General features: G+C 47.9%; 14 protein-coding genes. 6 read left to right on the top strand and 8 right to left on the bottom strand.

What is annotated here, in order from left to right:
• Positions 1 to 70 precede the first annotated feature (70 nt).
• Positions 71 to 742, bottom strand: coding sequence for a response regulator transcription factor (locus tag ACN4EK_RS25390; RefSeq protein WP_431661076.1), 672 nt, complete (start codon positions 740 to 742; stop codon positions 71 to 73).
• 122 nt (positions 743 to 864) lie between these two features.
• Between ACN4EK_RS25390 and ACN4EK_RS25385 the strand changes: the two genes are divergently transcribed.
• Positions 865 to 2,262, top strand: coding sequence for a sensor histidine kinase (locus tag ACN4EK_RS25385; RefSeq protein WP_431661075.1), 1,398 nt, complete (start codon positions 865 to 867; stop codon positions 2,260 to 2,262).
• 147 nt (positions 2,263 to 2,409) lie between these two features.
• On the opposite strand, the gene ACN4EK_RS25380 is transcribed toward ACN4EK_RS25385, so the two are convergent.
• The gene (locus ACN4EK_RS25380) at positions 2,410 to 3,393 is read right to left on the bottom strand and encodes an S-layer homology domain-containing protein (protein ID WP_431661074.1); all 984 of its coding nucleotides are present in this window, start codon (positions 3,391 to 3,393) and stop codon (positions 2,410 to 2,412) included.
• A gap of 224 nt (positions 3,394 to 3,617) precedes the next feature.
• Here ACN4EK_RS25380 and ACN4EK_RS25375 point away from each other — a divergent pair, with 224 nt between their 5' ends.
• Positions 3,618 to 4,364 carry a hypothetical protein gene (locus tag ACN4EK_RS25375; RefSeq protein WP_431661072.1) on the top strand — a complete coding sequence of 249 codons (747 nt, stop codon included), beginning with the start codon at positions 3,618 to 3,620 and terminating at the stop codon, positions 4,362 to 4,364.
• 194 nt (positions 4,365 to 4,558) lie between these two features.
• Positions 4,559 to 5,422 (top strand): DUF1206 domain-containing protein, encoded by an 864-nt coding sequence (locus tag ACN4EK_RS25370; protein WP_431661071.1) that lies wholly within the window; start codon positions 4,559 to 4,561, stop codon positions 5,420 to 5,422.
• Between the two features lie 8 nt (positions 5,423 to 5,430).
• Here the strand turns inward: ACN4EK_RS25370 and ACN4EK_RS25365 are convergent, their stop codons facing one another.
• From ACN4EK_RS25365 to ACN4EK_RS25355, 3 genes are all read right to left on the bottom strand, one after another.
• Complete coding sequence (locus tag ACN4EK_RS25365; RefSeq protein WP_431661070.1) at positions 5,431 to 6,288, bottom strand: pentapeptide repeat-containing protein; 858 nt, start codon at positions 6,286 to 6,288, stop codon at positions 5,431 to 5,433.
• A 30-nt stretch (positions 6,289 to 6,318) separates the two neighbouring features.
• Positions 6,319 to 6,885 carry a hypothetical protein gene (locus tag ACN4EK_RS25360; protein WP_431661069.1) on the bottom strand — a complete coding sequence of 189 codons (567 nt, stop codon included), beginning with the start codon at positions 6,883 to 6,885 and terminating at the stop codon, positions 6,319 to 6,321.
• Positions 6,886 to 7,141: 256 nt separating this feature from the next.
• Entirely contained in the window at positions 7,142 to 7,807 is a 666-nt protein-coding gene (locus ACN4EK_RS25355; RefSeq protein WP_431661068.1) for an SDR family oxidoreductase, read from the bottom strand.
• 221 nt (positions 7,808 to 8,028) lie between these two features.
• Between ACN4EK_RS25355 and ACN4EK_RS25350 the strand changes: the two genes are divergently transcribed.
• The 3 genes from ACN4EK_RS25350 (at position 8,029) to ACN4EK_RS25340 (ending at position 13,075) form a co-directional block, all read left to right on the top strand.
• Positions 8,029 to 11,334: an EAL domain-containing protein gene (locus ACN4EK_RS25350; protein WP_431661067.1), complete on the top strand. Its 3,306-nt coding sequence runs from the start codon at positions 8,029 to 8,031 to the stop codon at positions 11,332 to 11,334.
• 81 nt (positions 11,335 to 11,415) lie between these two features.
• On the top strand, positions 11,416 to 12,609 hold the full coding sequence (locus ACN4EK_RS25345) for a sensor histidine kinase (protein WP_431661066.1): 1,194 nt from the start codon (positions 11,416 to 11,418) through the stop codon (positions 12,607 to 12,609).
• A gap of 7 nt (positions 12,610 to 12,616) precedes the next feature.
• Positions 12,617 to 13,075, top strand: a complete 459-nt coding sequence (locus ACN4EK_RS25340; protein ID WP_431661065.1) for a response regulator — start codon at positions 12,617 to 12,619, stop codon at positions 13,073 to 13,075.
• A 21-nt stretch (positions 13,076 to 13,096) separates the two neighbouring features.
• On the opposite strand, the gene ACN4EK_RS25335 is transcribed toward ACN4EK_RS25340, so the two are convergent.
• The 3 genes from ACN4EK_RS25335 to ACN4EK_RS25325 form a co-directional block, all read right to left on the bottom strand.
• Positions 13,097 to 15,775 carry an ATP-binding protein gene (locus ACN4EK_RS25335; RefSeq protein ID WP_431661064.1) on the bottom strand — a complete coding sequence of 893 codons (2,679 nt, stop codon included), beginning with the start codon at positions 15,773 to 15,775 and terminating at the stop codon, positions 13,097 to 13,099.
• Between the two features lie 44 nt (positions 15,776 to 15,819).
• A complete protein-coding gene (locus tag ACN4EK_RS25330; RefSeq protein WP_431661063.1) occupies positions 15,820 to 18,876 on the bottom strand; it encodes an ATP-binding protein in 3,057 nt (1,018 codons plus the stop codon).
• Positions 18,877 to 18,987: 111 nt separating this feature from the next.
• Positions 18,988 to 19,656 carry an ATP-binding response regulator gene (locus tag ACN4EK_RS25325; protein WP_431661062.1) on the bottom strand — a complete coding sequence of 223 codons (669 nt, stop codon included), beginning with the start codon at positions 19,654 to 19,656 and terminating at the stop codon, positions 18,988 to 18,990.
• Positions 19,657 to 19,749 lie beyond the last annotated feature (93 nt).

The following is a 19,749-nucleotide window of genomic DNA, read 5'->3' as shown; positions in this document are numbered from 1 at the left end:
CGGCTTGGGGTCTAAAATCAGGGGAAGATTCGGGTAGATTTTGGGGAGAGTGTGATTCATCCTCTCAGGTCTACTGCTTGAGGCGATAGCCCAGACCATGTACTGTCTCAATGAAGTCCTCAGGTGCTCCTGCCTCCCTGAGCTTATGGCGTAGCGTTTTAATGTGAGACTTGACGGTTTCTTCGGTTGGGGGATCTTCAAGTGACCAGATGCGCTCGATAATTCCAGGTCTACTCAGCACCCGCCGACCGTTAGACATCAATAATTCTAGTAGGGCGTATTCTTTAGGCGTGAGATGCAGGGGAGAGTGATTATAAAACACTTCATAGGTGCTGGGATTAAGACGTAAATTGCCCCAAGCCAAGTTGGGTGTGGCAGTTGAACTGCCCCGGCGCAAGAGTGCCCGGATGCGAGCCATGAGCTCTCTCAGATCAAAGGGTTTGACCATGTAATCATCTGCCCCAGCATCCAAGCCAACAATTTTGTCTTCGATCGTGTCGCGGGCGGTCAGCATCAGAATGGGTAAGGAGAAGTGGCGATCGCGCAACTGATGACATAGTTTCAACCCATTCAATTTAGGCAACGTAATGTCGAGCAAAACCAGGTCATATTCCAATGTTTGGGCATAATTCCATGCCTCCTCACCATCTCGGGCAACATCAACAACGTACTGCCGGTTGGTCAGGGCTTCGGTTAGCATGTCCGCAATCTGGACATCGTCTTCAACCACCAAAATCCGCATTGGTCTTCAGATTCTCTACATTTAAGCGTTAACTCTTAGTGTATGGCGAGAGCCCAGTTTAGGTTTACTTGTTAAGCTAAAAGATGACATCAGTGGATTAGGTATCGTGAGCTAAACCTAACATGGCGATGAAATGGTTGCCTGAGCGGCAGTGGATAGCAGCAGGATTTGGTTTAGTCATGGTACTGATGGGAAGCATTAACCTACTGTCATACCAAAATGCCACTCGCTTAGCCGAAAGTGCAACTAAGGTGCGACAAACCTATGAAGTCTTAGAAACGCTAATAGAAATTCTCGCAACGTTGAATGAGTCGGAGGCGGGTAGACGAGGATATATCTTGTATAACGATCGTGCAGAGTTAAGTCGGTACACTCGCACCATTCAAGAACTTGACCTGCAATTACAGCACCTAGAATCGGTGATTGCCGAAAATAGCAGTCAACAGCAAAGATTAACTAGGCTCAGTAGATTAATTGCTCAGCGGCTTAAGTTAGGGCAACAGTCGATCCGGTTGCACCAGGCAGGACCTTCGCCCATCACTCAACTCACGATCACAACGGCAAGCACTCGGAATCGGCAGGAAATTTATCAGCTTGTCAGCGATATGAAACAACAGGAAGAGCGATCGTTGGATCTCTGGGTAAGTGAGTCTCAATCGAGTATGCACCTGCGCATGTGGCTGGAATTTTTCGGCACATCTTTTACATTTTTCATTTTGTTTAGTATTTTTGCTTTGCTATATCGGCAAATGGTTAAGCGGCAACAGGCAGAAGCTTTGCAGCAAAAATTAGCCCAGGAGAAGGAGTTAGGCGAACTCAAATTGCAATTTTTCTCAATGGTTTCCCATGAATTTCGTACCCCTCTGAGTAGCATTTTGGGGTCAGCACAAATCCTAGAAGAGACGTTGCAGTCACTGGTTGAAAAACAAAAACTGAAGAGTCTTTATCGCATTCGATCGGCAGCTCAACTAATGACTCAACTCCTCTCAGATATTCTAACTTTAGCCAGGGCAGAAGCAGGTAGATTAGAGTTCAACCCTAAGTCTTTAGAAATGCAAACCTTTTGTCTCAATTTGCTTGAGGATATGCAGTCTTTCAGTAATATGAGACATTCAATTGAGTTCACGATGCAGGGCAAATGTACTTATGCTGATGTCGATGAGAGATTGTTATATTCGATTTTGAGCAACTTAATTTCTAATGCAATTAAGTATTCGCCGAACGAAGGAACGATTTATTTTTCTCTCAGTTGTGAAGCCAATATCCTAACTTTCAAAATTACCGATGAGGGGATTGGTATTCCATTAGAAACTCAGAAAATTTTGTATGAGCCATTTCAGCGAGGTAGAAACGTCGGTGGAATCTTAGGGACAGGACTAGGGCTAGCCGTTGTGAAGAAATGCCTTGATTTACATCATGGCAAAATCTTAGTTGAAAGTGAGGTAGATGTCGGCACAACCTTTACCGTGACAATTCCTCAAGGCAGTCTAGCCAAGGCTGAATACGCTGAAACCCATTAATTAGCGGTCGAGTTTGGATGACTCGATCGCTGAAATTACCTGGACTCTATGCAGTTTTATCGGCTGTTTGAAACGTTAAAGGGGGGCTTTAAGCCCTACGGGCATACTCGAAAAGGGTTTTAAAGCGCCCTTCTTCGATCGTTCTGATCATTCTGCACTGACAATATAATTGGCTGCATTTGTTTCGGCTGCAACTGGCTCAACTTTTCCCTGATTGACTAATGCCTGATGAATTAAGGCGGCAATTTCTCCTCGGGTCGCAGGGCGATTTGGATTTAGCACATCTGAGTCGGGATAGTTCACAACGATTCCTGCGGTTGTTGCCTGAGCAACTGCATCCACAGCATACTGGGGAATTTGATCTGCATCCCGATAGTAATTACTCACCACTTCGGATATAGGACGCTGGGATTGAGGTGAATCCTGGTTGGCAGCTGGGGCAGCAGGTACAGCCGGTGTAGAGGCTTGGGTAGGTTGGGTTGCGGGAGCTACAGGGGTCGATCGTGCTGCCACAAATGGTTGCATCAGGGTTGTCATTGCCATTGGGTACATCATAGCCGTTCTGCTCCGTTGAACCTGCTGACGATCTGGCTCTGATGGTGTCGTTTGTTGAGTAGTTTGGGTAGTCTGGGGCTGAGGTGATACTGAAGCGGCTGGGTCACCTAGATCTAAACTGCGGGCTAATGCCACTAAAGCCTCTACCCGAGTCACTTCCTGGTTTGGTCTAAAGTTACCCCCCGGATAGCCATGCATAAAGCCCATTTGATAGGCATCTTCGATCGCCGGAGCAGCCCAGTAACTCTGGGGAACATCGTTATAAACGCTACCCGTTGCAATTCGCCTTTCTATGTCTTGGTTAAACGCATTATGAATGAACGAGGCAAACTCATCTCGACCAATGGGTTGATTAGGACGGAATGAGCCATCTAAGTAGCCAGCAACAATATCACGGTTTGCTAGTTTGGCGATAAAGGGTTGTGCCCAATGGTTGTCTGTATCAGGAAAAGCTGTGGCAGTATTGGGGGCGGCAATGACCGATGTGGAGGGTTGGGTCAGCGCGATCGTTCCGGCTAGAGAGCCTGCGGTTAATACTGCAATTCCTACAAATGACCGAGCAGAAAGTCGTAGCATAATATTCGTCTTATCCTTAATAACTTCTCACTGATCACGCTAACGTTTATATTCTTCAATTTCGTCTCTCGATCGAGAGAAACATAACTTTCAATCTAGAGTTAACTTAATGTTAAAATTGCTCTACCTATAATTAGCAGGAATCAAATTAAAGCTGGTTTTCAATTAATTCCCAACTTTTAATCAACACTATCAACATGCTGATTGCCCTCGTTGAAATATCCATGCTGTCAATTAGCTTGATCTTATTAACAGGATTTTTAGCCGTAGGACTGGCATTAGTTCACTTATTTGCTGGTCAACTACGATTTCTCAAAGCTACTCCCCGTAGCCAGTGGCTTTCAATCAGCAGTGGTGTTTCAGTAGCCTATGTGTTTGTGCATATCTTACCTGACCTGAGTGAGGCACAGAAAACCGTTCAGCAAAGCCTCAATCCCGAATTTGCCTTTCTAGAACATCATGTTTATTTACTATCCTTGCTGGGATTAGCTGTATTCTATGGATTAGAACGAGCCGCTACCGTGTCACGGCAACGGAGTCAGGCGGCAGGGAGTGGGGATGTCACCAGTGTCAGAATATTTTGGCTGCACATTGTTGCATTTGCAATTTATAATGCCTTAATTGGTTATTTACTGATCCATCGTGAAGTACCCGGTTTAAGTAGCCTCCTGTTTTTTGCGATCGCGATGGCATTGCATTTCGTGGTGAATGATTACGGCTTGCGTGAACACCATAAGGATATTTATGATCACATAGGTCGCTGGATTCTGGCAGGTGCAGTGATTACGGGTTGGGCGATCGGCAGTGGGACAAGGCTGTCTCAAGCTGCGATCGCTGTATTATTTGCTTTCCTCGCCGGTAGTGTTGTCCTGAATGTGTTGAAGGAGGAACTTCCTGAGGAGCGGGACAGCCGCTTTTGGGCATTTGCCTTAGGTGCAGGTGGATATGCAGCCCTATTATTAGCGTTGTAGATTGAATTAAAACAATTTGAGTGTTACAAGGTTGACTTCAAAATATTACACGGCTACTCTCTCTAAAGGTATATATCTAGAGTAGGATTCATTATTTCTTTCTAGCTATTAAATTTTAAGGTATGAAAATATTTGTATGCCATCCGTAAATTCTATACCAATAGCCATATTAACTGCCCTCTCGGAGTACCACCATGAGTCACCGTAATTCCTCCTTATCTGATCTGCAACAACCTGTCCGGCAGGCGGCAGCCCATCCCTGGGTCGAACGACTGGCACGATTAGGCTACGCGGCTAAAGGTATGGTTTACTTTGTCGTGGGCTTGCTAGCTGCCCAAGCGGCATTTACCACCGGTGGCAGAACTACGGATCCCAATGGTGCATTAGAAACCATTATCGACCAGCCGTTTGGTCAATTCCTGCTGGTGATCATCCTGATCGGATTAATTGGTTATGCTCTCTGGCGATTTGTGCAAACGCTTGTTGATCCGGAGCATTCTGGAGAAAGTCTAGATGCAAAACGGATCGCCCAACGTCTTGGCTATGCCTTTAGCGCGATCGCCTATACCGGATTAGCCTGGACAGCCGTGAAATTACTCATGGGTGAAAGTGGGGAGCATGGCGATTCTACCCGCGATTGGACAGCCCGATCAATGGCACAACCCTTTGGGCGCTGGCTGGTGGGTTTGGCGGGTCTGGTGGTGATCGGAGTGGGTGTATCCTATCTCTACCAGGCATATAAAGCCAAGTTTCAACGCCACTTTAAACTACACGAAATGAGCCAGACCCAGCGCCAATGGGCAAAACGGTTAGGTCAGTTTGGCATTGCCGCCCGTGGGGTGGTATTCGGCATCATTGGGCTATTTCTGGTGCTTGCCGCTCTTCGGGCTAATTCCAATGAGGCAAGAGGGCTAGGTGGTGCTTTAACGGCTTTAGCCGAGCAACCGTTTGGAGCCTGGTTATTAGGAGTTGTCGCACTGGGGCTCATGGCTTATAGCGTCTATTCCATCATTGAAGCTCGATATCGCCAACTTGCCCCACCTAGCCAGAACTATTGATGCCTGAGTTAGCGGCTAAATGTAAAAGAATCAGGAGCGATCGCTTTACCCAGGTTAGGCGGCTGAAATGTTGCCTCTTCAGCGATCGCCGCAGGGAGGTGGGCTTGACGTAAATCAGCGTCTTCTAGCTCAGCTTCGCTGATATTTGCTTGATCTAAGTTCACCCATTTTAATTTGGCTTGACTTAAGTTGGCTTGATCTAAATTACTCTGATAAAGATTGGTTCCAGATAATTTTGCCTGTTGTAAGTCAACATCCTGAAGGTTAGCATTGGTCAAAATGGTGCCATACAAAATCGTTTCCTGCAAATTTGCGCCTTGCAAATCGGCATAACTCAAATTCGCACCGCTCAAATCTAGTCCGCTCAAATCTGTATGGTTCAGATTAGCGCTTTGGAGATTACTACCCCGCAAATTAGCTCCCTTCAGGTTAGCTCCCCGCAGGTCACTATGGCTGAATAGGGCAGTTCTTAAATCTAACTCTGCTAACTGAGCCTGCTGGAGATTGGCATAACTGAAATTGGCTTTGTGGATGTTCGCATCCTTAAACGTAGCGAAACTTAAATTGGCGGCTTGAAATTGAGTTTGGTTGATATCCGATCGCGTGAAATCAGCCCCTTGAAGATTAGCCCGATTAAATTGGGTTTGTTCCAGGTCAGCCGCCCGTAATTTTGCCTTGGCTAAATTGGCTTCAGCAAAATGGGTCAACCTTAATATCGCCGCAGATAAATTAGCTTGCTCCAGGTCAGCATGGCTGAGATCGGCATGGGATAAATTAATCCAGGCTAATGATTGTTGGGTCAGTTTCACATCATTAAATGCTCGTTCTCCAGCTTGATATTGGGTTTGTAAATCGTGACGGTTCATGGTTATCCTAAAATTTCCACAATTCATTGATTAATTACTCGCCTGTTGTTCTGCCCACAAATAGGTGCTGACGTTACGAATCGCCTGACTGGCATAGTGATCTCCGGGGCGCTCTGCTAATGCCCGTCGGAAGTTAATCAGTGCAGTATTGTAGTCTCCCTGTTCAGTAGCGTCGTAGCCAATTTGCATGGAGCGATCGTACTCTGAACGGGTTCCGGCGCTGATCGGTTCAGATTCTCCTTGGCTCTGGCTTTGCAGCAGATCCATCGTATTCCAGTAGGAGATCGTAGCTAGACGATCGTAGGGACGGACAGATAAAGCATTACGGAAATAGGTCAATGCTGTAGGGTAACTCTCCGTTTTTAAGGCAGCATATCCCAATCGCATGTATTGATCATAGGCAGGTTCTTCTGCCATCCCCATACTGGGTTCAGGTGTGTTAGGGGATGTCGGCTGATTTACCGTGGCATTCTCGTTCGAGAGATTTGGTTGTGGAGCAGGCGTGTAGTAGGATTGAGCATTACCTGAGCCGATGCCAACGCTGCTGACAAAGGTAAACAAAATCGTTGCCGCACCTGCTTTTAAGATAGATTTCATAGCTGTAATCTCCTAAATGACTATTCTTCCTCCTTATCTAGGGCTGATGAAATTGTTAAGCCCCTATGCTTAAAGATTAATTAATAAGTTTGCCAAATACGTCTACCTCAGGGATAGGTCATTGTCTAACGCTGGGTAGTCACTCATTTTCGTTAATTGGTACTTTTCTATTCTCTCGCGTTCCTCAAAAGTTTGATAAGATTATTCGATAGCTTGGCGATCGAGCCGCCCCGTTTATCAGTGATTGAAATCAGGTTTACCACGGTAATACTTCACCATTGGCATGCCAAAATGTACCTGAGTTCTCCAGCGTTAGCGCATCAATCCGAGCCAGTAATCCTTGCACAGACTGCTCAGGGGTAATGCCGCCGGAGGTGAAGTTGGTCATGCGGGTTTGCACTAAACCGGGATGCAGAATTGCCACTGCGATTCCCCGAGGTTTCAGGTCGTGTGCCAAAGATCTCCCTGCCATTGACAGTGCCACCTTCGACATGCGGTAGCCGTAGGAACTACCAGACGTATTATCTGCGATCGATCCCATCCGACTGGTCATCAAGATAATCTTAGAACCAGCATCAAGATTGGGCAGAAGGGCATGGGTCACCCGTAAGGCTCCAAGGGCATTCACCTCAAACTGCTGCCGAATACTGTCAAAGTCCAGGTCTTCCAGGGTAACTCGTTTGAGTATACCGGCGTTATTGATCAACACTGCGATCGGGGTATCTGCCAACCGATGCCGTAATTCGACGACCGAAGGATCAGAGGTAATATCAATCCCCGCTTCAACTCGTATCCCTAATTGCTGCAATTCCTCAGATGCCGTCCGACAGACCGCGATGATCCGATCGCCCCGAGCTTGCAGTTGACGACAGTATTCGTAACCAATGCCGCGATTTGCTCCCGTAACTAAATAAGTTGCCATAACCAGATCTGTTGTCCTCGTAGAATCAGCGAGTAGAATTTTCCTGTTAAAGATTTATTGCTGACCAGGTTGCCGTTAGGGGGCAATCACGAAACAATTATTATCCTTTTAACCAAGTATATTGGCGATGAGGGAATGGTATCAGGATGATGCAAACCGGGAGTTAATGGGAACCTTAAGTACAGGTTAATTGTATTAAATGTAACAGTATGTGTTCCCCGATGGTTCATGTGCTTCTTGTTGAAGATGACGAAGAAGACTATCTCATTACCCGCAGCTTACTTGCCCAGATCAAGCAAGTCAAGGTTCATTTGGACTGGGTAGCGACCTATGAGGCGGCGTTATCCGTGATTGAATCCTGCCAGCATGATGTGTATCTGGTGGATTATCGCTTGGGTCGCCATGATGGGCTGGAATTGTTGCAAGCGGCTGTCCTGAAAGGCTGTCGATCGCCAATTATTCTATTAACCGGGTATGTCGATGCCGATCTGGATCTGGCCGCCATGAAGGCAGGAGTCGCGGATTATCTGGTAAAAGGGCAAATTGATGCGCCTTTGTTAGAACGATCGATTCGGTATGCGATCGAGCGCAATCGTACCTTAGCCGCTCTCCATGAAAGTGAATCGCGCCTGGAAGGGATTCTTGGCTCGCTTAAGGATGTCGTGTGGTCGATGTCTGCAACGACCCTGGAACTGCTGTATATGAGTCCCGCCGTTTATGGAGTCTATGGGCGGTCTGCCCACGAATTTGTGGAAAATCCTAATCTATGGTTGGAGGTCGTTCATCCCGACGATCGCGACTGGGTTAAACTCGCTTCTCAACAGGTGTCAGAAACTGGCTCGAAGGATTTGGAATACCGGATTCTGCAACCTGATGGCAGTGTGCGGTGGATTCGCGATCGGGCGTATCTGGTCTGTGACGCGGGTTGGAAAACGATTCGGATGGATGGCATCACCACCGATATCACGGCTCAAAAGCAGGCAGAAGCCGCCCTCACCCAGGCAGTCCGAGAGAATAGTCGGTTAGCCGCCGCCATCTCCCATCTCTCAACGGGGGTGGTGATTAGCGATCCACGGTTGCCAGATAATCCCGTGATATTTGTCAACTCAGGCTTTACAGCCATTACAGGTTATACTGCCGCCGATGTCTTAGGTCGCAACTGCCGGTTTTTGCAAGGCGCGGAAACTGACCCAGCGATGGTGAACCAACTCCGCCAAGCCGTTGTCCAGGGGCAGCCCTTTACCGGGGTGCTGCTGAACTATCGTAAGGATGGTAGTCCGTTCTGGAATGAACTGATAATTAATCCGGTGTTTGACAACGAGGGTACACTGATTAATTTTGTCGGGCTGCAAACGGATGTGACTGCCCGCAAAGAAGCCGAGGTGACGCTGGAACGGCTTCGCCGTCACAATGAGTTGATCTTAAATTCGGCGGGAGAAGGCATTTATGGTCTGGATCAAACGGGAATCCTCACCTTTATCAATCCGGCGGCTGCCATCATGTTAGGTTGGGAAGCCGATGAACTGGTGGGCAAACAAATTGCTGGCGTGGTGCATGACTCGCAATCACAGCAGGATCTGTACTGGACGAGTTGCCCACCCGATGCCGCGTCTCAACATGGTTGGGTGCATCACGTTGGCGAAGAGGTGTTTTGGCGGAAGGATGGTACTAGCTTTTGGGTGGAATACATCAGCACCCCGATTCTGGAAAATCAAGCCTTAGTCGGGACGGTGGTGACATTTCAGGATATTACCCAGCGACGGCAGGCAGAAGTTGCCCTACGCGAAAGTGAGGAGCGGTATGCGATCGCCGTTCAGGGTGCTAAAGATGGCTTATGGGATTGGAACTTGAAAACCAATCAAGTTTACTTTTCTCCCCGGTGGAAATCGATGTTGGGGTGGGAAGCGGACGAGATTGGTCATCATCTGGATGAATGGTTTAACCGGATTCACCCCGAAGATTTTGAAACTGTAAAAAGTCTGTTAGTTGCCCATCTAGAGGGGAGGACAGCCGATTTTGAGAGTGAGTATCGCATGCTGCATCGGGATGGCAGCTATTGTTGGATGCTCTGCCGAGGGCTGGCTGTATACGATGGTTCTGGTAAAGTCTCTCGGATTGCCGGATCGCTCACCGATATTACCAGCCGGAAACGCACTGAAAAACAATTGTTGCATGATGCCCTCCATGATGCCTTAACGGATTTACCTAACCGAGCGCTGTTTATGGATCGGCTCGGTCGATCGCTAGAACGCCATAAACGGAATCCTGATGATTTGTTTGCCGTGTTATTTCTGGATTTAGATCGGTTCAAAATTGTTAATGATAGTTTGGGGCACGTAGTAGGCAATCACCTATTAATTGAAATTGCTCGACGGTTGCAAACCTGTATTCGTTCTGAAGATACAGTTGCCCGTTTGGGGGGTGATGAATTTGTGATTTTGTTGGAAGCGATCGATTACCCCAGTGATGCGACCCGTGTAGCGGAACGGATTCAACAGGAATTAGCGCGACCGTTTGATTTGAATGGGCATGAAATGTTTGTGACCGTGAGTATTGGCATTGCCTTAATTTCAGCTGAATATGAGCAACCGGAAGAGATGCTGCGGGATGCGGATACTGCCATGTATCGCGCCAAGGCATTAGGCAAATCCCGGTATGAATTGTTTGATACCAGTATGCATCACCAGGCAATTACCCTATTGCAACTGGAAACCGATTTACGTTATGCGATCGAACGGCAGGAGTTTGAACTGCATTACCAACCGATCATAGCCCTGAAAACCAATCGTCTCAGTGGGTTTGAAGCTTTGGTGCGCTGGCGACATCCGCAACGGGGTCTGGTAAGTCCGGGAGCCTTTATTGCGATCGCGGAAGAGACGGGATTAATTAATCCGATTGGCTGGTGGGTATTACAGGAAGCCTGTCAGCAGATGCAGCACTGGCAAACGCAGTTTTCGCTCCAGCCGCCGCTCAGTATTAGTGTGAATCTATCGGGTAAGCAACTTGCCCAACCGGATGCTGTGACCCGGGTGCAACAAATTTTGCATACCACTGGACTCAATCCAGCCGCGTTAAAGTTAGAAATCACCGAAAGTTCGATTATGGAGAATGCCGAGTCTACTGTGGCTAGATTACAGCAACTTAAAGCCCTGGGAATTCAACTTTCGATCGATGATTTTGGCACCGGCTATTCTTCCCTCAGCTATCTGTGTCGATTTCCGATTGATACGTTGAAAATCGATCGCTCGTTTATTCATACAATGGATAGCGAGTTAGAAAAACTGGAATTGGTGCGAACGATCGCGACCCTGGCCTGGAATTTGAATATGGATGTGGTGGCGGAAGGGGTAGAGAATGAACATCAACTTGCCTATCTCAAATCCCTAGGGTGCGAATACGCTCAGGGCTATTTATTCTCACGACCAGTTGATCAGTTAGAAACTGAAAAACTGATTGCAACAGCATCGCATTCGTACCAGAACACTACACTGAATTACTCAAACACGCAAGAACAACTGCGATCGTAATTTTAGTTGGGTTGGTTAGTCAACCAGAGTTATTCTCTTAATCCCTTCATCTTACTCATTCATTGCTCCAGGGAAGCCATCATGTATTCCAACTTAGACCACCACTCTACTCAGACCACCTATCAATCTAGAGAATATTTGCAAACCGCTTTGATGTTTGCCCAAAGCATTGTGGAGACAGTGCGAGAACCGTTAGTTGTTCTGGATACCGATTTACAGGTACAAACCGCCAATCGGGCTTTTTATCGTACCTTTCAGGTCTGTCTGGAAGAAACCAAAGATCACTTTATCTATGAGTTGGGGAACGGTCAATGGAATATTCCGGCTTTACGAACCCTGTTAGAAGCTGTACTATCCGATAATGCTGCCTTTGAAGACTTTGAAGTCGAGCATGAATTTCAGCATATTGGACAAAAAATTATGCTGTTAAATGCTCGGCAGATTATGCATGCAGATCGGGCAACGGGCATGATTTTGTTAGCGATCGAAGATGTTACCGATCGTAAACACACTGAAACCGCCCTAAAGCTTTTCACTGCCAAACTAGAGCAAAGTAACCGGGAACTGCAAGACTTTGCCTCGGTTGCTTCCCATGATTTGCAAGAACCACTGCGTAAAATTCAAGCCTTTGGTGATCTATTGACCAAAGAATATGGAGAATGCCTACCGGAAATTGGTCAACAGTATTTACAACGGATGCAAAATGCGGCGGCTCGGATGCAAACCTTAATTAACGATCTGCTCGCCTTTGCTCGGGTGACGACTAAAGCTCAACCGTTTATTCCGGTTCAGTTAAATCAGGTGGTTCAGGAAGTGTTATCGGATCTGGAAGTGCATATTCAGACTGCGGGAGGACAGGTAGACGTGGGTAGTCTGCCCACGATCGAGGCAGATCCGTTACAGATGCGGCAGTTATTCCAGAATTTAATTAGTAATGCCCTCAAGTTTCACCAACCGGACTTACCAGCGCAGATCAAGATCCAGGCGCAAATGGCTGAACCGCCAATTTCCACCAGCAATAGTGGTAGCGCTTCAGAACGATGCCTCCTGTTGATTGAAGATAACGGCATTGGCTTTGAAGAAAAGTATTTAGATCGGATTTTTACAGTTTTCCAACGATTACATTATCGTAATGAATATGAAGGAACGGGTGTGGGGCTGGCAATTTGCCGTAAGATTGCAGAGCGGCATGGCGGCAGTATTACCGCAATGAGTAGCCCTGGAAACGGCTCAACGTTTGTCGTGATCTTGCCCATTCACCAATCTGTTACCTGACTCGATCGTGGATAAGTCTGGAAAACCAATCACTATTCTGATGGCTGATGATGACGAGGAAGACCTCTTGCTGGCAAGAAGTGCCTTAGAAGCCTGTCGGCTGGCGAACAATCTGCACTGTGTCAGAAATGGTGAGGAATTGCTTGATTACTTGTACCGACGTGGGGAGTATACTGAGTTAGCCAGTTCTCCCCGTCCTGGTTTAATTTTGCTGGATTTGAATATGCCCCGCAAGGATGGACGTGAAGCACTTCAGGAGATTAAGGCGGATCCGGAGTTACGCCAGATTCCCATTGTCATCCTCACTACTTCCAAGGCAGAGGAAGATATTTATCGTACTTACAATTTAGGTGCTAACTCGTATATCACTAAGCCTGTGACTTTTAATTCATTAGTGGAAGTGATGCAGAGTTTAGGACGGTATTGGTTTGAAATTGTGGATCTGCCGCCCAGCCAAAAGCCTTGACTCTAGCAGCAACTGTTAGCTTTAGAGAGGAGATACATTTTCTCCCAGTTCCTCCTGCTTGATGAGGGTAGCGATCGCCTGAATCAACCTGTCTGGTTCAATCGGTTTTGCCAGATGGCGTTGGTAGCCAGCCGTTAGGGCTTGTTGTTGATCTTGCTCCATGGCATAGGCGGTCAGCGCGATCGCCAGCATAGGTTGAGCGGCAACCGCTGTTCGACCTCGGACTCGCTGGATTAATTCATATCCATCCATATCGGGCATGCCAATGTCACTAATGAGTACCCTGGGTTGGAATTGCTCCAACAGGCTCAGGGCAACTATGGCTGAGGGCGCTGTTTGGACGATCGCTCCTGCCTGTTCCAAAATCATTGCCACTAACGTGCGCATATCCGCTTCATCGTCTACCACCAGGACGGAAATTCCTTGCAAAACGAACTCTGAATTGCTTGCCGGAGTGCTTGGTTGTAAACTGCCTAAACTTAACCGCGTGGTCATCAACGGTAAGCGGATTGTAAAGGTGGCTCCGGTTCCTTCCCCCTGGCTCTCTGCCTGCACAGTACCTCCGTGTAGTTCGGTTAATTGCCGCACGATCGCCAATCCCAGACCCAATCCGCCAAATTTCCGGGTGGTTTTGCCATCCTCTTGCCGAAATGAGTCAAACACGAACGGTAAGAAATCGGGAGCAATGCCTTTGCCAGTGTCAGAGATGGTAATTTGAGCGTAATGATGAACTGGCTCATTCGTCCCCTTACCGATTGTTTCACTGGCAATTCGTGCCAATCGCACTGTCACTAATCCACCAATAGGAGTGAATTTAATCGCATTGGATAAAAGATTCAACACGATTTGTTGTAACCGTCCGGCATCTCCCAAAACCGGCGACAGCGATAGATCAAAGTCAGTTTTGATCTGAATACTCTTGGCTTCGGCGGCTAATCGCACCGTTTCTAACGCCGACTCGATCGTTAACACTAAATTAACCGGAGCTTCACTCAACATCAATTTGCCGCGCAGAATTTTGGAAATATCCAGCAAATCATCAATCAATTGAGTTTGCTGTTTAGCATTGCGCTCAATAATTTCTAGTGCCTGCTTGGTTCGTTGAGCGTCAAATTTGCCCGTTTGCAACAGTTTTGCCCAGCCCAGAATTGGGTTCAGGGGCGATCGCAATTCATGGGACAGAACCGCTAAAAACTCATCCTTAATGCGATTAGCTTGTACCAAATCCTCCGTTTGTTGCTGAAGCGAGGCAACCAATTCAGCCCGATCGAGGGCGATCGCCACTTGCTTAGAAATTACTTGCAGTAGTTCTACCTCCTCCAGCGTAAATTCAGGGCGGGTGCGGCTGGCAAACGACAGCACTCCTAACAATTGCCCATGTACCATTAAGGGTTGTCCGGCATAGGCAGATACTCCCATCATACAGATGGCTTGAGCCTTGGGATGAGTGGCAATTTCAACCTGATTCAGGACAATTTGCCGCCGCTCCTGGGCGACCAATCCACACATCGCCTGCCCCAGATCGATCGAGGCAAAGGCCTGGGCTTGCTCTGCCGAAATGCCTTGATAATTCATTAACTGGAGTAGTTGTTTGCCGTCCTGTGTAACCAACTGAAAGTGGTAATAGAAATGCAAATCCATTTGGGCTGAGAGCCGCTTAAACAACTGATTCATTAACTCCAACGGTTGTGGCGCTGACAATAATTCACTGGTAGTTTCATACAGTAAATTCAGGCGTGTACTATGTTGTTGTAAAGCTTGCTCAGCATGTTTGCGATCGGTCACATCCATATTTACCCCAATCAAGCGATCGGGTTTATCGGCATCATCATAGAAAACCTGCGCTCTAGCCGTCACCCAACGCACCTCACCCGTGGGGCGAACCAGTCGGAATTCTGTATCAAAATCAGCCCCTGCGATCGCAGTTCGTTGAGCCGCTTGATCCGCCGCCGGACGATCGTCGGGGTGTATCCGGTTTAACCAATATTCATAGCTGCCCTCAAAACTGCCTGGAGCCAGTCCGAACAGCACTTCCATCTCCTCTGTCCAGATTAATTCTCCAGTCTTAATATTCCATTCACAGGTACCCATTTTGCCCACTTGTTGTGCTAACACCAAGCGCTCCTGGCTGGTGCGGAGGGCGATTTCCACGCGCTGCCGTTCCTCAATTTCCTGTTGCAATTGCTGGTTGACATGAACCAATTCCGCCGTTCGTTCTTTGACCCGTTGTTCTAACTGATCTTGCAATTGTTTTAGTTCCGCCTCAGCCCGTAACCGTTCCTCAACTTGAGTGGATAGTGCGGCATTCACCTGCCTCAGTTCCGCCGGACTAGGCAATGCTAACGCTTTAGGCACTAAAGGAATCAATTCCATCGCTGTCAAAAATGATACTCCCGCCGTACCAACTTTTAAGACACCAGAGAGCCAATAGGTTGGATGCCAGAGCGTCCAAATTTCAGCTAGATGCGTTGTGCCGCAGGAAACGATAAATGTCGCAAAGAGTAGAAAAATCCAGCTAAATGGTAAATCCTGCCGCTTCCGCACAAAATAGAACAGTGTCAGCGGAATGGAATAGTAAGACAGCGTAATAATGGCATCAGAAATAACATGTAACCAGACTAAACTGGGTTTCCACAGGTAGCAATGACCGTGAGGAATAAAGGAACTCGAACTAAACAGGTTAACTAGAAGGTCATGCATACCAGGGAAAGTTGCTGTGAGATGAATAAAACAGTCGAAGGAGCCTAGCGTTGGTAATTTCCGATCGATTGATTGATCGTCATCAGTTCTGAGATCGCATTGACTAAGGCTTCCGGTTCAACCGGTTTCGCTAAATGCCGTTGAAATCCCACTTTAAGTGCCTGTTTTTGATCATATTCTCCCGCGTAGGCCGTAAGTGCGATCGCTGGAATTAGCCCACCCCGATCGGGCGATCGCTGACGAATTTGTCGAACTAACGTATAGCCATCGATTTCGGGCATGCCAATGTCACTAATTAGGAGGTCAGGCGGTTGGCGATCGATAATCCTCAATGCCTCCTGAGCAGAAGCCGCTGTCATGATTTGTGCCCCCTGGTGCGCCAGAATTGTTTCTGCCAAAACCCGCATATCATCATCATCATCCACAATCAGAATGCATAACTGGCTAAAATCAAGCGATTGTCTGGGTAGAGGTTCTGCGGCTACCGCTTGAGTTATCATCATCATCGGCAACTGTACCGTGAAAGTGCTTCCCTGTCCTTCTCCGGCACTGGTGACCTGAACTGTGCCGCCATGTAATTCCGTTAAATGACGCACGATCGCCAGCCCTAATCCTAATCCACCAAACTGTCGTGTGGTTTTGCCATCCTCCTGCCGGAAATAATCAAACACAAATGGCAGGAAGTCTGGCTTGATCCCTTTACCCGTGTCAGTGACTTTGATTTGGGCAAAGTGGGAGGGTGAGGAGGGTGGGGAGGGTGAGGAGGATGATGAGGGTGGGGAGAATGAGGAGGGTGGGGAGGATAAGGAATGTGAGGAGGCGTTCACCTCCCTATCTTCCCTATTTTCCCTATCTCCCCTATCTCCCCTATCTCCCCTATTTTCCCTATCTCCCCTATCTCCCCTATCTCCCCTATCTCCCCTATCTCCCCTATCTCCCCTATCGACCTGTTCCAACCGAATCTCGACTCGTCCGCCCAGGGGAGTGAATTTAATGGCGTTGGAAAGTAAATTCCAGACGATCTGTTGTAAACGAGTGGAGTCTCCCATGACTTGAATCGGATGGGTAGATGGGCGATCTCCGACTCTCCCATTCTCCCATTTACCCTCTTGGTCGAGGAGAATAAATTGTACAGCGATCGCCTTCGCTTCGGCGGCTAGTCGAACAGTTTCCAGGGCTGATTCCACAACAGCAACTAAGTCAACCGAGCCAATATTCAAGCTCATTTTGCCGCGAAGGATGCGAGAGACATCAAGCAAATCATCAATTAACTGGGTTTGGAGTTTGGCGTTGCGTTCGATCGTTTCCAGGGCACGCAGGCGAGTTGGATGATCGAGAGTGTCTTTTTGCAATAGTTGTGACCAACCGAGAATCGGATTCAGGGGCGATCGTAGCTCATGGGAGAGCACTGCCAAAAATTCGTCTTTGATGCGGTTGGCGACTTCCGCCTGTTCCCGAGCGGCTTGTTCGCGGATTAATAATTGTTCCCGCTCCTGTTCTGCCCGTTTGCGATCGGTGATGTCGATCGCCATACCTGCGAGTAGTAGCCGACCCGTAGCATCTTGGATGGGAAACTTAAAGGCCAGATAATAGTGTTCACCATCCTCTAAAGGATTGGTTTCAATAATCTGAATGGCTTGTCCTGTCTTTAAAACATTTAAATCATTATCTCGCACTGCTTGGGCAACTTGCTGGGAAAAGAAGTCGAAATCTGTTTTGCCTAACCACTCTGCCATCGGTCGATTAAACGAGTATTCTACCCGTGAATTGACATAGAGATAGCGCCCTGCCTCGTCCTTAATAAACGCATTGGCAGGGCTGTAATTCATAAAACTTTGAAACAGTGCTTGACTGGCTTGTAACTTTTCCTCTGTCTGCTTTCGCTCCATAAACTGCCCGATCTGGCTACCAATTGCCTTAATCAGGTATAGCAAATCTTGATCAGGTTCTTGATGGTGGATACTGAAACATTCAATTACACCGAGAATTTCCTGGTCGATCGACACCGGAAACCCAAAGACACTATGCAAACCTGCCTCTAGAGCAAGTTCTTTGCGGGGGAAATTAGGCTCTTGAGCCAGATCGGCGATCCAACTGGGCTGACCGCTTGCCCATACCCGACCGGGTAAGCCAGTTTCCGGCGCAAAGGACATGGTTTGATTTGCCGTGATGACTGAGGTGATATCCAGGTCGGGGGAATGCCAGCTATTCAGATAGCGCAGGGTATGAGTGGGTGAGTGAAGCTGCCAGAAGACTGCAACTTGCCATCCTAAACTGTGACAAAGCGACTGCAATACCTGAGGAATTGCCTCCGTCAGGGTAGTTGCCTCGGCTAACGTCCGAACGACGGCATATTGAACGGCTAATCGTTGCTCGGCTCGCTTGCGATCGCTGACATCCAGGATAAAACTAATTAACTGCTCCGGATCATCCTCTAATAGGGCTGCGCCCACTACCACAGGCACTCGCTGTCCTTGCTTACCAATAAAGGCTTTTTCATAGGGAGTATTTACTCCTTTGGTAATTAACTCGTCATAGGCAGGCATATCGAGAGGCTTTAAATCAGCCGGAGTCATTTCATCCCACCGAATGCGTCCAGCTAATAAATCTTCGCGAGTGTAGCCTAAACTGTTCAACAAAATATCATTGGCATCGGTAATCGCTCCATAAATATCGCAGGATGCAACGCCAATAATGTTGGAGTCTACCAGACGGCGAAATTTAGCCTCGCTAGATCTTAACTGCTGTAAACTCTCCTTCGTTCGTTGTTGGGCACTACGCAGCGCCCCAATCAGCATACTGATGAGAGTGCCTTCCAGGAGAAAAATCAACACTCTACCACTGCTGGCCAGCGTGGATGACAAGGAATAGGTAGGAACGATAAAAAAGTAGTTAGCCAGTAAGGCTGATAGAACTGTGGCGATTATGCCCCCCCATTGTCCCCTATACAGAGCGGCGATCGGTACAGCCCCGAAAAATAATAGAAATGGGGTTTGAGTCATGCCTAACCAAGGATTCAGCCCCAGCATCAGCAATAATGCAATCAGGACAATCCCAATGGCAATGATGCAATCTTGAGCCAGGAATTTCAGCTTGAGCATAGTTCGGTAGTAGCAGGTGCAATTAGAGCAGTAACTATAAGGCGAAGCAGGACAGGCGCATGAGGGACTGGAGGGGAACGCTGTGCGATCGACGATTTAGACTATAGGGAGTTAGGGGGCGTTAGAGAGTGTTGGTTCTAACAGCGTCGCGATTGTTCGGACTAAGGTTTCTGGCTCTACAGGTTTGGGAACATGTTGTTGAAATCCTGCCTTGAGCGCTTGCTGCTGGTCATATTCCCCCGCATAGGCGGTCAGCGCGATCGCGGGCACCAGTCCCCCTTGATCCGGCGATCGTTGGCGAATTTGGCGGGCTAACGTATAGCCATCGATTTCGGGCATGCCAATGTCGCTAATTAGGAGGTCAGGCGGTTGGCGATCGAACATCACTAGAGCTTCTGATGCCGAAGCCGCAACTCTCACCTGCAACCCCTGTTGTTCCAAGATGCACTGCATCAACTCCCGCATATCCTTGTCATCATCCACTACCAGCACCTGAAGTTGGTTGAAATCTAATCTGGATGGCAGGGTTGACGTTGGTGTCTCTGTTTTTACCACAGTAGGCATTAAGGGTAAGCGCACTGTAAAAGTCGCTCCCTGACCTTCCCCAGCACTATAGACATGCACACTGCCACCATGCAGTTCAGTCAGATGACGCACGATCGCCAACCCTAGCCCCAGTCCGCCAAACTTGCGGGTGATTTTACCATCCTCCTGCCGGAAGTAATCAAACACATACGGCAGAAAATTGGGACTGATTCCTTTGCCGGTATCGCTGATCACAATTTGGGCATAGGAAGGGGATGACGGTGAGGAAGCATTCCTATCTCCCCCATCTCCCCCATCTCCCCTATCTCCTGTCTCTTATACACATCT

This window comes from Pantanalinema rosaneae CENA516, assembly GCF_050753385.1.
In the GTDB taxonomy this organism is placed as follows: Bacteria; Cyanobacteriota; Cyanobacteriia; order Leptolyngbyales; family Leptolyngbyaceae; genus Pantanalinema; species Pantanalinema rosaneae.
Note: the sequence above shows the minus strand (reverse complement) of the source record. Positions and strands in the feature narration are given on the sequence as shown.